The 15,494-nt window shown below is 36.2% G+C and carries 11 protein-coding genes; 2 read left to right on the forward strand and 9 right to left on the reverse strand.

Going from position 1 to position 15,494, the window contains the following annotated elements; translation table 11 throughout:
* Positions 1–110: 110 nt before the first annotated feature.
* From M902_RS07525 to M902_RS07560, 8 genes are all read right to left on the reverse strand, one after another.
* Positions 111–2,141 (reverse strand): ammonia-forming cytochrome c nitrite reductase subunit c552, encoded by a 2,031-nt coding sequence (locus M902_RS07525; RefSeq protein WP_040314473.1) that lies wholly within the window; start codon positions 2,139–2,141, stop codon positions 111–113.
* Between the two features lie 203 nt (positions 2,142–2,344).
* Positions 2,345–3,598 carry a hypothetical protein gene (locus M902_RS07530; protein ID WP_021267362.1) on the reverse strand — a complete coding sequence of 418 codons (1,254 nt, stop codon included), beginning with the start codon at positions 3,596–3,598 and terminating at the stop codon, positions 2,345–2,347.
* Positions 3,591–5,189, reverse strand: a complete 1,599-nt coding sequence (locus M902_RS07535; RefSeq protein ID WP_021267383.1) for a VWA domain-containing protein — start codon at positions 5,187–5,189, stop codon at positions 3,591–3,593. The genes M902_RS07530 and M902_RS07535 overlap by 8 nt, the downstream gene beginning before the upstream one ends.
* Complete coding sequence (locus tag M902_RS07540) at positions 5,182–6,159, reverse strand: VWA domain-containing protein (protein WP_021267170.1); 978 nt, start codon at positions 6,157–6,159, stop codon at positions 5,182–5,184. Before M902_RS07540 ends, M902_RS07535 begins: the two co-directional genes overlap by 8 nt.
* On the reverse strand, positions 6,152–6,631 hold the full coding sequence (locus M902_RS07545; RefSeq protein WP_021267286.1) for a hypothetical protein: 480 nt from the start codon (positions 6,629–6,631) through the stop codon (positions 6,152–6,154). The genes M902_RS07540 and M902_RS07545 overlap by 8 nt, the downstream gene beginning before the upstream one ends.
* A complete protein-coding gene (locus M902_RS07550) occupies positions 6,624–7,541 on the reverse strand; it encodes a DUF58 domain-containing protein (protein ID WP_021267397.1) in 918 nt (305 codons plus the stop codon). The genes M902_RS07545 and M902_RS07550 overlap by 8 nt, the downstream gene beginning before the upstream one ends.
* Positions 7,542–7,547: 6 nt before the next feature.
* The gene (locus M902_RS07555) at positions 7,548–8,510 is read right to left on the reverse strand and encodes a MoxR family ATPase (RefSeq protein WP_021267321.1); all 963 of its coding nucleotides are present in this window, start codon (positions 8,508–8,510) and stop codon (positions 7,548–7,550) included.
* Between the two features lie 53 nt (positions 8,511–8,563).
* Positions 8,564–10,096 carry an arylsulfatase gene (locus M902_RS07560; RefSeq protein ID WP_021267301.1) on the reverse strand — a complete coding sequence of 511 codons (1,533 nt, stop codon included), beginning with the start codon at positions 10,094–10,096 and terminating at the stop codon, positions 8,564–8,566.
* A 183-nt stretch (positions 10,097–10,279) separates the two neighbouring features.
* Here M902_RS07560 and M902_RS07565 point away from each other — a divergent pair, with 183 nt between their 5' ends.
* Positions 10,280–11,872 (forward strand): peptide chain release factor 3, encoded by a 1,593-nt coding sequence (locus M902_RS07565; RefSeq protein ID WP_021267182.1) that lies wholly within the window; start codon positions 10,280–10,282, stop codon positions 11,870–11,872.
* A gap of 93 nt (positions 11,873–11,965) precedes the next feature.
* The gene (locus tag M902_RS07570) at positions 11,966–12,319 is read left to right on the forward strand and encodes a response regulator (protein WP_021267311.1); all 354 of its coding nucleotides are present in this window, start codon (positions 11,966–11,968) and stop codon (positions 12,317–12,319) included.
* Between the two features lie 31 nt (positions 12,320–12,350).
* On the opposite strand, the gene M902_RS07575 is transcribed toward M902_RS07570, so the two are convergent.
* Positions 12,351–15,479: an amidoligase family protein gene (locus M902_RS07575; RefSeq protein WP_021267395.1), complete on the reverse strand. Its 3,129-nt coding sequence runs from the start codon at positions 15,477–15,479 to the stop codon at positions 12,351–12,353.
* Positions 15,480–15,494 lie beyond the last annotated feature (15 nt).

The raw sequence follows: 15,494 nt of genomic DNA on the forward strand, positions 1-15,494 counted from the left end.
TTTTTGCACGTGTAAATATTACAAAAGTAGTTTGTTGACCTAATAAGTCCTATTAAGAAAACTTAAAGATTAATAGTTCTAATCCTATTCTTACAGTAATTTTATTACAATTACTGTCTAAAGCGATTTATTTTCTTACTATAAAACTTCGTATTCTCTATATCCTGTAACTCAACACTAAGTGCAAATAACAGCTGATTATAGAGAAAAGAATCTTCATAACTTGATTCCCGTGCCTTGGCCTTAGTTAAGGCCTGTTTAGCTCCATAAATTTGCTTATAAGTAAGGATATAAAGGTAGTGATAATAAGCATTATCGCTATCTAGCTCACTTCCAGATCTAAAGTAATCTAATGCCTTTGGGTAATCTCCTAGCCTTGTATAATGCATCCCTAAGGCCGTGAGGACACTAGTATTTTGAGGGTTTACGACAAGACCTTGATTAAGAATATTTGCAGTCTGTGCCTCATTTCCAATTGAACGATGTAGATCCGCTAGGTTTATATAGGCCGGTATAAAGTGCGGATACTTTTTAATTGATGCCTCTAAAAGCTCAGCTGGACTTTCTGGAAATAGGCCAAATCGAGAAAGTGTTGCAAGTTTAAGAATATTATCAGGAGCATCACTATGGAGTTCAAGTAGAGTAAGATAAGCATCTAAGATAGGCTTTAACTCCTTACCAGTAGTACTCTTAAAATCAAACCCATGAGTAGCGAGTAAGTAAATTGCCGAAAAAGAAAGTGACTTAGGTCCTTGCTTAGCAATCTTAACAATAGAATCTTGGACTTGTGAAATATCTGGAAAGTTAAGAAGTAACTCAAGAGTTGCCTTCTTGATTAGAATAGAATCACTCGTTAATAAAGTTTCATAATCCTTCTTCTTCATACTAGGAAACTCTCTTAGCAACACAATTGCAGATGCTCTTCTCATCTCAGGCATCTTAATATTATTGATATATGAGAGAAGTTTCTTTTTATTATCGAAGTTCCCTTTCTTCATTTCTCCAATGATCTCTAAGAGCGAATCTCTAGTTTTAAGCTTCGTGAATTTCGTTTGAAACATTGTATTCATTTTCTCTTTAGAAATATCACCATGACAATTAGTACAACTATTTGGGATATTGTACTTAAGCGAATAATCTGGCCTAGGAATCACAAATTTATGATCTGCCCTCATATCAACTCCCATAAATGCCTTCTTTGGCATATGACAATCAACACAGCTTGCACTCGACTCTTTATGCTTATGATGATCATATTTCTCATAAGATAAATCGTGACATTGAAGACACAGAGAGTTCCCATCTTTCTTTAACTTGCCACTATGTGGATTATGACAATTAATACATTTCACTCCTTTATGAAACATTTTTGATTGAAGGAATGAGCCTCCAACAAAAGCTTCTTCAAGTTGTTGGCCATCAAGATGATATTGGCCATCATTAACAATCGTTAAAGAAAATTGATTAAAGAAATCTCCTGCAAAATCAGAATGAGTTGATATATCTTCTCTTAAACTGTGGCACGTAAGACAAGTAGTGTTTGCATCACCTTGTGTAATATACGTATGTTTACCACCGTCTTTTGCCGGAATAATTTCTTGATAACCTTTTGAAGGATTACGCCAAAAGCCTTTATTTGTAAGATTCTGATCCCTATCGGCTAGAGGCATCCTTGCCCACTTTAAGTGTGTTGAGGCATCGCCGTGGCATGAGAAGCATGAAATATTTTCGCTCAAATACTTAGTCTTATAAGAATCAGACTTAATATCATAGGACTTATCAAGGCCTGTTGAATGGCAGTTAGCACAACGATTATTCCAATTATTTACTCGATTATCCCACTTTAAAGAACCACTTAGATGAGGGTTTCGTTGTTCAACTTCACTTAGTGTATTAAACCATTTTTTTTCTTCTATATCCCACGCAATTGGTGCGACTTGAAATTTACCCTGTTTACCATAATCAATAACATATTGCTGTAAAGGGTAATGGCCAAATGTATAGAGAACTTTAAAATCAACTCCATCAATTGATATATAAAAATGATCATTATTATTTTTAAATTTGTAAATTGTCTTATTGGCCTTAAAGCTTCGATTATTAAAATCACCTTTAACTGACTGCTCACTTACTTTATTCATAGAATGGAAATGGTCTGAAGACTGCCATTGAGTTGAGATATTTTCGTGACATTGAAAGCAGGTAGAAGGATCGTTATTTATTTTTAACTCTTGATATGAAATTTTACCCGGGTCAAAATTTGACACCTCTAGTTTTTTTGAAAAACAAGAAGTTATTAAAAGAGTTATAATGGATAGGAAAAACAAATTTAGTAAATTATACACTAGTTGAGCTCACTTATTCTATTCTCATACTTAAATCTGTCCTTCAACAAGGTTTTCTTTAGCGTTAATTTTCTAAAGAATGGCCAATAATCCTCTGAAGGCCTACTCCCTGAAAAAAGATCAGTATAAAGAAGTTTCAAACCAACAACGGCCTCTTCATTAGAGATACTAGCGCCATCAATATCATATTTTTTGAAGAATGAAATTAGAGAGAGCTCGTTGGCCTCATGCGCAAATCGATATAAGTAGTTAATAAGACCAGCTGAATCACGATTATTGATAATTTTTTTTAATATACGACGACTTTCTAGATCTTGGCGAATGGAGTGATAAAAATAAAGAAATGATTCAAGGTTTAGTCTTATCAAATAAAAGAGAAATACTATAACAATGACTATAGCAACAATAGATAATTTTAGCTTATTAGATAAGTAGAATCCACCTAGTTTAACAGATAATTCTACGAGCTCGCTTGAAGCGACCTCCATATTCTCTAGATCATAAAAATGAATTTTAGAAGGGTTAAGTTTAACGTTGCCACCACGATTAAAGATGACAGTAATCTTTTGTCTTAAGATAGACTTAGCTGCCCCGCGATCAAATCGATCAGTCTTTTCTAAGATATCATAATAAAAGAAAACGTTATCCTGTTTTTCAAATCGAAACTCAGGAATGAGAGCAACACTTGTATTATGTGCCTCAATCTTATACTCGTAAACGAATGCATCTTGTCCTTTTGTTTTTTCACCTAATAAAATCAGGCTTTCTTCAACATTATTTGCGACAAAATCATAATCTTTATCAACTGCCTCAACTGAGAATTGAGGGCCATCAATAATAAGTTCACTCCGACTAACACGATTTGTTTCTTTGTTACGAATTATAACACCTAACTTAACCCCTTCAACTTGTTGGTCTCCACTATAGCTAGGAAAAACTTGTATACTCTGAGATTTTTCAAGAAATTGGCCTGAAGTTCTTATGAAATGTTCTCTTGACGACTGTTGCGTAGCAAGGCCTCTAGAGAATTGAATATCTAAAACAGAGACACTTACTTCTAGGTTGCGACGGTAGTTGATTAAGAGGTCAAAAACAACCAATTGTTTAGGAACAATCTTCAAATCACCACTGGTGGAAAATTTGAAATTAACTTCTCCAGAAGCAATATAATCATGAATATTTTCACCAGCGTAGACTTGATATTTTGAAAGCATCAAGAAAGAAAGGAGAATGAGAGTTATTAATTTAATCATCAATTACCTCTTCATTATCCTGAGATATTATTTCGATTTTTCGTGCTATAAAGTCTCGAAGGGGCGAGTGAACCTTATTAATCCACAAGTCAATATTTAATACTTTATTTGACTCATCAATATCTTGTTTTTTTCTATCTAGTACTTCTGCTCCACGTGAGACTTTGAATTTCTCACGGTATAGTTTTGCTTTCTCATCACCTTCGGCCCTCTGCGCAGAACTTGTTGCATCAATTTCAGCAACAAGCTTTTTCATGATCTCAGCATTCACCATAGCATATTTGGCATACGGCCCACCCATTTTAATTATTTTTTCATATTCAACTTGGGCAGAAAGATAGTATCCCATATGTGCTATAGAGTTAGCGTTTGCAAATTTTGATGCCGGATCATTAAGTTGAGAAAAATAAAGTTGAGCATTTTTAAAGTCTTCGGCCAAGTAATATGAGACGGCCTTATTATATTGATTCTCATACTCGATCGCGGCCTTTCTATAATCACCCAACTTAAAAAAAAGGGCGCCTTGCTGGTCAGCAGTCATAAAAGGGTCAAGTAAAATATACGCTTTTGCATTTGAAGGATTTATGCAAACAAATAGAATATAACAATGGATAACTGCAATCCATCCACGTCTAAAGTACATTACAAATGGTATCAACGCAAAAAAGAGTAAGTAATAGCCTAAATCATGCCACGGAAGATTTTCATTGCGGTCCAAAGGGTAATAACTTTTCAAATGAGCACTTATTTGTACGATATCACTATTATCATCACTGTATTCGATAAACTTACCACCAGTAATTGTGGCCAACTTTTTTAAATGACCTGAATAGAAAGTATTATTTTCTAACTCTACTTCTTCTTTCCCAACTCCATATACAATTAGATTTACATCAAGATCAGTTAGATTCTTTGACAAGATAGGAATTGAACTTTCATCTATTTGATCAGAAATTAGAATCATATTCTGAGCTTGAGCACCTGGGGTAAATGAATTCAATAACCTTTCATTAAGAGTTGAAAAATTTAAAAGATCATTTGGCACTAAGGAAGTATCAAGTGCCGAAATAAAATTCTCTAATATATTAAAATCTCTTGTGTAAGGAAGAATTTCAAAAGAATCCCCTCCAGTTACAACAAGAGAAAAGAGTGGACCTTGATTTAATTTTAAAAGATCAATTATCTTAATCTTTGCTCTGTCAATACGAGAGGGGGCCACATCTATCGCATCCATACTTTGTGAAAGGTTAATTACTAAGAGAGTTTTCGACTCATTCTCATCAAAGGAAGTTCGAACTTTTTCAAAAGTAGGTCCACTTACTGCGATGATTAAGACAGTAGCAAGTGCAAGTGCCCATAGTTGGGGGTCTTTTAGAAGCTCACCTCTTTGTTTAACAACCAGAGCATTAAATATGTCAGCGCTAAAGAAGTTACGTAACTCCCCCATCCTCTTACTTCTAAGATATAAGTAGCAAAATATAGTAACGAAAAGAAGAAGAATTAACCACCAGGGCCTTATAAAGTGAAAATCATCAATATTAGTAATCAACCTTAGAGAAAATGATTGAATATTCATTAAAGCTTCATACATTTGCGCTCCTTTGTAAAAGAAAGCGGCGGATAAGAATAATAAGAATAGTCATCAAATAGATTAATAATATTATAACAATTGGGATAAAGAAGAGATCATACTTTGGCAGAAACGTTAATCTCGTCATCTCTTGTACTTCAATTGAGCTAATATCTTTAAATGCCTGTTCAAGCTGTTTTTCATCGCTAGGCAAGTAAAAACGTCCATTGGTAAGTCGAGAAATTTCTTTTAGCGTATTAGTATCAAGGCTATTTTCACCTACTGTCTTAGGATCACCATAGCCCAAGACATAGATCTTAATATTTTCACTTCGAGCAATCTTAGCAGCATCAATTGGACGAATATCACTTCCGGTATCGTTACCATCCGTTAGTAATACGAGAACACGTTCTTTCATCTTTAATCCACGAAAACGTTTTATCCCTAACCCTATAGCATCTCCTAAATGAGTACTTAGCCCGGCCATACCAACTTTAGATTGATTAACGAGTGAGATCAAGGACTCTCTATCATTTGTCAATGGAGCTTGTAGATAGGCAGAGTCTCCAAACACGACAAGACCTAAATAATCGTCCTTTCTTTCATTAATAAATTTAACAATATTCTTTTTAGCAACATCTAGCCTTGTCTGACCACTTTGAGTATCTTCAAAATTCATTGAGCCAGATAAATCAAGAGCAATATAAAAGCTTTTAGACGAGATATTTTTAACAATTTCCTTCCCGCTCATCACTGGTCTTGCAAGAGCAACACAAAATAAAACCCAAGACACAATCAATAATGAGGTTTGAATAGTTTTTCTTTTTCTAATATTATGTAAGCTTTGTTTATCGCTAAATGACTGAGCAACAATATTAAAAAAAGAAACACGTACTGATGTTTGACGTATCTGAAATGGCCTTATCAGAAAGTGCACAAAAATAGGAAGTACTACAATTAAGAAGAGCATAGGATAATCAAAACTAATCATGATTTCTCCTTAGATCTTTTAACGTAAGACCAATATCGTAGAGCATCCTTTTTTTTAAGCTCTCTTCTACTCTTTTTTCTAAAGTAAGAGAATAATACAGATATTTATTTAAGCTTTCCTGTTCGGCCAGAGAATACTCTCCAATAGCTGAATTTATTAAGAAACTGTCATCAATGCGATAGTCGAAACGTAATTTTGAAATTTTTTTATAAAGAAGATAAATATCCTGAATAGTATCGTCATTTGATAGGCCTTTATAGACTCTGACATAAGCTCCATATTTCTTGTAGTATAAGAGCGTTTTATAGATGTAATAGAAAATTAGGCCAATAGCAATTAAGGATAAAACTGACCATCCCCAAGTCTTAGGGGCCATCGAAACAGGTTTCATATTAACTTCTATTTCTTTAATTCCCTTTATTGAGAGATTTCCAAAATATTCATGATTAATCGTTTCAGTGGCCTTACTCATGAAAGCGCCTCTGTTTTAATTGAGTAAAAATATCTTCATGAGTATTAATGGTAAAAATAGGAAATGATAACTTACGACATATTTCGTAAAGTCTATTGACATGGCCATCCCAATTCTCTTTATATTTATTTCTTAATTTCTGATCTCTAGAATTAATTGAGATCTCTCTCTTGCTATTAGAAATTACAAAATTACTGACGGCGGGAAGCCTCTCTTCATTTTGATCAACAATATGACCTATGACTAACTCATGCTTACTCGCAAGCATTTTTAACTGAGAAAATGCTTCTTCGTTAAATTCTAAGAAATCAGAAATAAAGATGATTAACGAGTTTTGACTTACTTCATGCCTAAGCCTCTTAAGCGCTTCTTCTACAAATACTACTTTATTTGACAAGCAGTTAAGATCAAGCTTTCGATTCGCGGCCTCAAGTTCACTTAGAATGGCCATCGACTTATTTGTTGATTTTGTAGCTTTAATAAAAGTATGTCCATCATTAGATATAAGAAACGCACCAACGGGATCTTGATTTCCCACAACACTCCAGTATGAAATCGTCGCCAATTCACAGGCGACAACAGATTTCAATTTATAGGTAGAACCAAAGAACATAGTCGAACTCTGATCCACTACAAGGTAGACAGGTCGCTCCTTATCTTCAGTAAATCGTTTTACTATTGGCCGAGAAAGCTTTTGACTAAGCCTCCAGTTCATATTTCTAATATCGTCACCTAGTCGATAATTATCCATCTCTTCAAAGATCAAACCTTGTCCTTTGACTTTAGAGCTAAAACGGCCGACAAAATTATTGCGAATTGGTCGATCGACAAAAGTACGAAAATTAACGGCCTTAGACTTAAGTCCCATAAGGTAGTTCTTAGAAATATAAATCGAGTTTTGTTGAATCATTATTAATTACAAAATAGCGACTGAGTCGATGATCTGATCAATGATATTATCTGCCGACACACCATCTGCTATGGCCTCATAACTGATATATAAACGGTGTCTAAGTACAGGTTTTATAATAGACCTAATATGATCAGGGTTAACAAATTCACTACCAGAGAGCCACGCCTTTGCTTTAGCAGCTATATCTAGAGACAATGATGTACGTGTACTTAGGCCCATCGAGAGGTACTTTTGTGTCTCTATTGGAAGTTTATTACTACTTCTTGTTGCATCAACTATATCGACAATATACTGATCAATAGATGGGGATGTCTTAATCTTTTGAATTTCGTTTCTTGCAGAAAAAATAGTTTCTTCATTAATAATGCTTCTAACTTCTGGTGCTTGATATTGCTCCCTAATTAATTGCATAATCTTCATCTCATTTTCTTTACTCGGATAATTTAAAATGAGTTTGAATATGAAACGATCTAATTGTGCTTCAGGAAGTGGATAAGTCCCATCTTGTTCAATTGGGTTTTGGGTTGCTAGAACCATAAAGAGTTGCGGTAATTTATATGTCAGGCCATTAACCGTTACTTGTCTCTCTTCCATCGCCTCGAGTAGAGCTGATTGTACTTTCGAAGGAGCACGGTTAATTTCATCGGCCAAAAGAAGGTTGTTAAAAACAGGACCTTTACTAAATTCGATATGTCCCTTGCCTGACTCATCAGTTAAGTACAACTCCGAACCTACAACGTCAGATGGAAGTAGATCAGGTGTAAATTGAATACGACCTAAATTAGCGCCAATTAGACTCGCAAGATGTTTAACTGTAGTAGTTTTACCAGTTCCAGGATTTCCTTCGAGGAGAACATTTCCATTACAAAGAACAGCAAGAATAATCTTTTCAACTATCTCTTCTTGGCCAATAATTCGGTTATTTAATTGAGTTTGTATATTGTGAAATTCATTAATAACAGACATGATTAATCCAAAAATATGTATGGCGAACCAGCGGTTCGCCACATGAAAGTTAGTTATTTCTTTTTATTATGTTGAAGAATATTTTTTGTAATATCCTTCATGCTCCACGAGTCAGCAGTTTGACTTGCTGGATATTTCTTAAACGTATCGAGGAACTTAGCTGTAACATCCATGGCCATATACACGTAGGCCGCTTTATACTGCATCCAGTCCCAGTATGTATTAGAATTCTGGTCTGCTCTCTCATAAGGATCACGACGAAGGTTAAATACTTTAGAAACGCGAAGGTCAACAAAAGGCTCTGCCCAAAGGGCCATTGTCTTTGCTCTTTGTTCAGAAAAGACCACTTTCCAATCCCCCATACGAACTGCAACAGGGACCCCTTGATCATCTAAGTAGATAAACTCTTTACGAGGCGATTTCTTCTGCTTACCTTCGAGGTATCTTGATAAATCATATCCATCAAGATGAAGCTTAGCTTTCTTCTTGCCGATTCTCTTACCTTTGAGTAGATCTTTCTTTAGGTTTTTAACACCGGCCCATGTCGCAATTGTTGGCATCCAATCAAGACTCGATACGATTTCATTTGAAACTTCTCCGGCCTTGATTTTACCTGGGAACATTACAAGGGCCGGAACTCGGTATGCTCCTTCCCAGTTCGTATTCTTTTCTGATCTAAACTTTGTAATACCAGCATCTGGCCAGGTATTGTAATGAACTCCATTGTCAGTTGAGTACATAACAAAAGTATTATCCTTTACTTTATTCTTCTCTAGTGAATCTAGTAAACGGCCAACGTACATATCGTGCTGAACAAATACATCGTTATAATCACCTTGCCCAGAAAGACCTTTAGCTTCAGGACGTGGATGTGTACGATAATGCATACCAGTTGTATTAACCCAAACAAAGAATGGCTTCTTTTTCTTAGCAGCATTTGTGATAAATTTAATCGAACGATTAACGATATCCTCATCAACCGTTTCCATTCTCTTTTTGGTGAGAGGACCAGTATCCTTTACTTTTCCATCAGCAAATGAATGGAGAACTCCACGTGGACCAAATTTCTTTTTGAATGCCTTATCTTTTGGATAGTCTGGATCTTCTGGCTCTTCTTCGGCATTTAGGTGATAAAGGTTTCCATAGAATTCATCAAATCCATGTCTTGTTGGAAGAAATTCATCACGATCTCCAAGGTGATTCTTACCAAATTGACCGGTAACATAGCCTTGCGTCTTTAGAACTTCTGCGATTGTAATATCTCGATCTTGTAGACCTGCTTTAGCACCAGGTAGACCTACTTTAGAAAGCCCTGTTCTTAGAGTTGCTTGACCAGTAATAAAGGCCGAACGGCCTGCCGTACATGATTGTTCAGCATAATAGTCTGTGAACATCATCCCTTCTTTGGCTATACGATCGATATTTGGAGTCTTGTACCCCATGATACCATGGCTGTAGGCTGATATATTTTCAACACCAATATCATCACCCCAGATAATCAAAAAATTTGGTTTCTTCGCAGCATGAGTACTAATTGTAACAGCACCTACACAAACAAGACCAATTAAAGACTTTAAACCTTTCATCAGTACTCCTTAAATTGTTATCATTATTGACTACTCTACAGAATTTTTATTGACACAAGTATGCACAAAGGACTCAACAAAGTAAATTTAAAAAATAAATAAGATTTGAGTTAAGCTATTCAATTTATTAACACTATGTTACAGTTTCGCATCATAAATTTATAAAATTAGGAAACAGACTTAATGGAAGATTTAAAAAGAGCGACCTTTGCTATTATTTCTCACCCAGATGCGGGTAAAACAACAATGACAGAAAAGCTTTTATGGTTTGGTCAAGTTGTTCGAAGCGTAGGTATGGTTAAGAGTAAGCAAGGTAATTACGCAAAATCTGACTGGATGGAAATGGAAAAAGAGCGTGGAATTTCAATTACATCCTCTGTAATGTCTTTTCCATATAACGAACGTGCCATGCACCTTCTTGATACTCCAGGCCACAAGGATTTCTCTGAAGATACATACCGTACACTTACGGCAGTTGAGAGTGTTCTTATGATGATTGACTCTGCCAAGGGTGTTGAAACTCAGACTAAGAAATTAATGGAAGTTTGTCGTATGCGCGACACTCCGATCGTTTCTTTCTGTAATAAATTTGACCGCGATGCACTTGATCCATTTGAATTAATTGATGATGTCGAAAAAACATGTTCAATTCAATGTGTCCCGATGACATGGCCTATTGGCTCAGGTGTCGACTTCAAAGGTGTGTACGACCTTAGAAATAAAACGATCATGAGTTTTAAAGACGCTGAAGACCCATTTAGCCCAAAGATCATAGATGCCAGTGACTTAAGTGCATCTCATATTAAAGAATTTGTTGGAGAGGCCCTTTTAGAAAAACTCGAAGAAGACCTCATGATGATTAGTGAACTTATGCCAGAGTTCAATGAAGAAGAGTTTCTTGCTGGTATAATGACTCCAATGTACTTTGGTTCAGCACTTAATAACTTTGGAGTAAAAGAGGTACTCGATACTTTTTCAAGGTATGCACCAGGGCCTGGAAAACGAGAAGTAATCACTGCCCCAATTGAAAATGGCGAAACCCGTAGTGTTGACCCTAGCGAGAAAAAATTTAGTGGTTTTGTTTTTAAAATTCAGGCCAATATGGATAAGAAGCATCGTGACCGCGTGGCCTTTATTCGCGTTTGCTCAGGGCGTTTTGAAAGAGGACAAAAAGTTACTCTAGCAAGAACAGGCAAAGAAATAAAAATTGCAACACCACTCATCTTTCAAGCTCAGGATCGTGAGATCACAGAGTACGCTATCCCAGGTGATATTATTGGTATCCATGACTCAGGAAAACTACAAATTGGAGATACCTTCACTGAAGGTGAGATTATGCAATTTACAGGCATACCAAGCTTTGCGCCAGAGTTATTTAAACGAGTACTTCTAAAAGATCCAATGAAAGGAAAGCAACTCGACAAAGGCCTACAACAACTTTCAGAAGAAGGTTCAGTTCAGCTATTTAGACGTCACAACTCTACTGAAAAAATTCTTGGTGCCGTTGGAGCTCTTCAGTTTGAAGTTGTCCAACGTCGTCTTGAAGATGAATATAATGTAAAAGGTGAATACGAAGGTTTTCCATATAACGGAATTAGATGGATAAAATTCCCGAGTGAAAAGATTAAGGATGAGTTCATCTCACGTTATAGTGCTAATATCGCCTTTGATATTAAAGATCGTCCGTGCTTTATTTACCGTACAGAGTGGGATTTAAAACTTGCGACGGAAAAATTTGAGGATGTAGAGTTTTTTAAGACAAATGATTTCAAATAGTTAAATCAGTCAAACTAAATTACTTGATAAACAAATAAAAATTAACTATGATGTATTGTCGTTAAGGCAACACAGCACAACAGGATTTTTAGATTGAAATTTTTATTTGTCGAAGATGAAGTTGAATTAGTAGAGCTCTATCAATATATGTTTGATCGTATCGGTCTCGATTATGAAGTCGCCTATAATGGTGAAGAGGCCCTTGAAAAAGTAAAAAATGGAAAATTTGATTTTATTTTTTCAGATATACGTATGCCTAAAATGAATGGTATCGACTTCTTAAAAAATTTAATAATCGAAGGCCTAGACTTTAAAAAATTTATTTTTGTGACGGCCCACCAAGAAGTCTCTCTTGATGAAGTAAAAGAGTTAGGTGCTCATGACATTCTCTATAAGCCAATTCGTCATCAAGTCTTTATGGATTATATTCAAGAATTACAAGCATAAAAAAAGGCCTCAATCGAGGCCCTTTTCTTTTCTATAAAATTTCGTTTAACAATTCTTCACAACTATTAGTTCGAACAAATTCACCTGGGAGCTCTCGAGCTGGAACAATCTCTTGTCTCATCTCTTGAGCAGTCAGAGCTGCGCGGATACGGTGATCATTATTCATCGTATTTAACTCATCTGCAGGCCCTGGTGTCCATTCTCTTCCAGTTGAATTAAGTGCATTCTCAGCACTTCTTGCTGCAACGGCCTTTCCCCAACCTGATTGATTTGGATGAATGGCCATTTTTTCATCAATACTTCTAAAGAACACTTTTTGAGACTCTAGTTGTGAGATTGATAAACCTTCCATTGTAGCAGTACGGAATTGATTTATATCTAACCCTAGGTCATCACATAACTTCTTCAGATCATCTTCTGCCATTTGTGGCTTTTTCACATAATCAACGTGCGTAGTCTTATCAACTTCACCTGTTAACTCTTCAGTACTATTTAGCGCCTTATCAAGCATTGCTCTTACTAACTGAATCTGCATTGCTGATTCAGCTGCATCACGTGGAGCATTGAACATTCTAAATTCGGCCTTTCTAATTTTAGGATCAACTCTAAATGTTCTTCTCCAGTCAACAGTTGGATTTGAAATATCAAAGTCATCTGTAACAAATTCTTCAGGAATAACATCCTGGAAATAAGCTGAAACATCAAGCTGGATATAACGAGTCTTACGTCCAAAACGAGTGTTAAAATACCTTTCATTATAAAGAAGCTTCTTAAGTTCTTCCTCAGTCCCATTAAAATCTTTCAGTGCTTTTCTTAATGTTTCACTGACTTCAACAGGCTCAGATGTGTGGGTACGATTAATATGTTGGAACATTAATGAAATGATTCCTCTATGCTCATGAAAGATTGTTAAGAATCTTGCAAGTGCTTTAGGATTACCATCAAATGCAGCAAGGTCAATATTTACGTGTCCACCGCCGGCCATTAGAGAAGGTAGTACATTATTCTTCTCAAAAGCTCTATATACTGAAGAAACTTCTTCAATTGTAGGCGTAAACTTTGGAGTAATTAGCTCTATTGTTCCCCCACGCGGAGAATCAGCAATGATCTCACCAGATGGAGTATAAGAGCGTCCAATTCCATCCCACTCAACTTGCCACTTACGCCCTTTATTGTCACGGATTGCATAGGCAACATCAAGTCCGTGCCCGTGCCCGTCAACTTCTAACTTAACAGGAGCCTCTCCTTCTTCACCACCTATTTCATTATAAAGATCTTGAGCAACTCGTTTAATGATTGCTTCACGCTCTTCAGATGATAGGTCAATAATAGTCTGCACCCAAGCACGCTTGCCATCTTCTAGACGCTCAGGAGATGTAATCGACTTAAGCCTTAAAGGAAATTTACCAGAGTACTCGATACCAAGATCGATTTGATTAACATCAACCGGGTTTGCGACTCTATTAGGAGCATTAACATTGGCCTTAAAATCCATTGTAAGCTCATTATAATCCATCTTCTTAGGACGCATATAAGCTTCAAGATCATCAATTAGTTTTGATGCTGAAACCCATGTACGATTCATTTCACGAATTTCTTTCTTTAACTGCTCTTGAGACATATTCGGATCAAGAAGAGCAACTTTTTGCGTATAATCTTTAACAAGATTTTTAATGATCTCTCTTTTTGTATCACCAATAAAAGCAACTTCAGGTTCAGTCCATCCCCAGAACATCACACGGTAGTCGGCCTTAATTCCGGCCTTTTGCATATTATCGAGTGCTTGGTTAACAACATCGATCTCAATACCAAAGCGCGATGCAATACTTTCAGAGTTTCTAAACTCAGCACTATTTAAGTTATAGTCAGAAATACTTGCAATTCCACTAAAGTCATTGGCCCCAATACGAGCAGCTAGAGTAGTTTGATAGAATCTAGCTGGTGCAAGGTTTTTCGTACCTGCCCTAAACTCAATCCCTAAACCACCAGTGCTCTGCACCCATGGTTTCCATTGATCATCTGGTCTAATTACCCCACGTCCACCGTGGTAGAGATTAGTAAGGTTTGATTCCGGCTGTACACCTTTATAATTTGCAAACTCGATTCCAGAGTTTCCTTTAATACCATTTAAAACAATATAAGATTGTATTGCACGGTAAAACTCAGAAAGCTTTCCTTCATCAAGATCAGGATGTTTTCTAAAAACAATTCTTTGGTGACCAGGCGCCTGGAATAATTGAACCTTATTCTTGCCAGTTAAAGGATCACGCACGACTTGAGAAAGTGACTCTCTAAACCATGCAACCATTTCTTCAAATTCACCATAAGTGTCTTGGGCCTTGAAGTTAATCTCCCAACCGCCATTACCACCACCGTGACCATGGGCATCTGTTAGGAATCTTTCGGCCTTACCAAAGTTAGGCTTCCACTCACGGTAGTCTTGCTTGTTACCAAGAAATTTATGTGGTTTGCTATACCACCCTCCGTTTACAGGCTTAACAATCTTTGGAAGTCCAGGAAGGTTTCCAGTAAAAAACTTACGCCTAACAGTCGGCTTAATGAAAGTCATTGCACGATCTTCCATTTGCTCAAAAAGATTATAGAAAACTTTTTCTAAAGTAGCTAAATCAGCTGTTTTAACATCAGTGGCCTTAAGTTCTGTAAGATCAATAACCTTAGGGTTACCTTCAGCGTCCACAACATCTCTAGCTAGATCAATTTTCTTACCAGTTGTGACGTCTCTATAAGTACGATAACCATTGGAGTCCTTTGCATAATTTTCTAAAAAATCACGAAAGAACAATTCTTTATTATCATCAGAGAGTGTATCAATATTCTTCTTAATGATGGCCGTTGATGGCGACATAACACGTGTAAGAAGAGAAGAAGAAGCTTCTTTTTCCGCACCGTATGTAACACCTCCAAGCATTCCTGGTAGAGTTTGATCATCTACAAGAAGTGCCTTCGCACTATAAGAAGCTCCTGAATACTGAAGATCGGCCCAGGCCTCATAGGCCGTTTTAAAATTTCCATCTGAAGATGGGTTTCGATAATCGCCATGCTTTAATTGAGAAACCCCAAAGAATGCAGCAGTCCCAATTGCAACAGTTCCAAGAACTGGCAAATAAAGATCTTTAAATTTTTTATTAGTATCACTCATACGCTATACCTTTAT

It is taken from the genome of Bacteriovorax sp. BAL6_X (assembly GCF_000443995.1).
Taxonomy (GTDB): Bacteria; Bdellovibrionota; Bacteriovoracia; order Bacteriovoracales; family Bacteriovoracaceae; genus Halobacteriovorax_A.

Coding starts and splice junctions, on each gene's coding strand:
- M902_RS07560 (WP_021267301.1), bottom strand. CDS start 10,096: ATGAAAGGTTTAAAGTCTTTAATTGGTCTTGTTTGTGTAGGTGCTGTT.
- M902_RS07525 (WP_040314473.1), bottom strand. CDS start 2,141: ATGAATAAAGTAAGTGAGCAGTCAGTTAAAGGTGATTTTAATAATCGA.
- M902_RS07550 (WP_021267397.1), bottom strand. CDS start 7,541: ATGATTCAACAAAACTCGATTTATATTTCTAAGAACTACCTTATGGGA.
- M902_RS07535 (WP_021267383.1), bottom strand. CDS start 5,189: ATGTATGAAGCTTTAATGAATATTCAATCATTTTCTCTAAGGTTGATT.
- M902_RS07530 (WP_021267362.1), bottom strand. CDS start 3,598: ATGATTAAATTAATAACTCTCATTCTCCTTTCTTTCTTGATGCTTTCA.
- M902_RS07555 (WP_021267321.1), bottom strand. CDS start 8,510: ATGTCTGTTATTAATGAATTTCACAATATACAAACTCAATTAAATAAC.
- M902_RS07545 (WP_021267286.1), bottom strand. CDS start 6,631: ATGAGTAAGGCCACTGAAACGATTAATCATGAATATTTTGGAAATCTC.
- M902_RS07540 (WP_021267170.1), bottom strand. CDS start 6,159: ATGATTAGTTTTGATTATCCTATGCTCTTCTTAATTGTAGTACTTCCT.
- M902_RS07565 (WP_021267182.1), top strand. CDS start 10,280: ATGGAAGATTTAAAAAGAGCGACCTTTGCTATTATTTCTCACCCAGAT.
- M902_RS07575 (WP_021267395.1), bottom strand. CDS start 15,479: ATGAGTGATACTAATAAAAAATTTAAAGATCTTTATTTGCCAGTTCTT.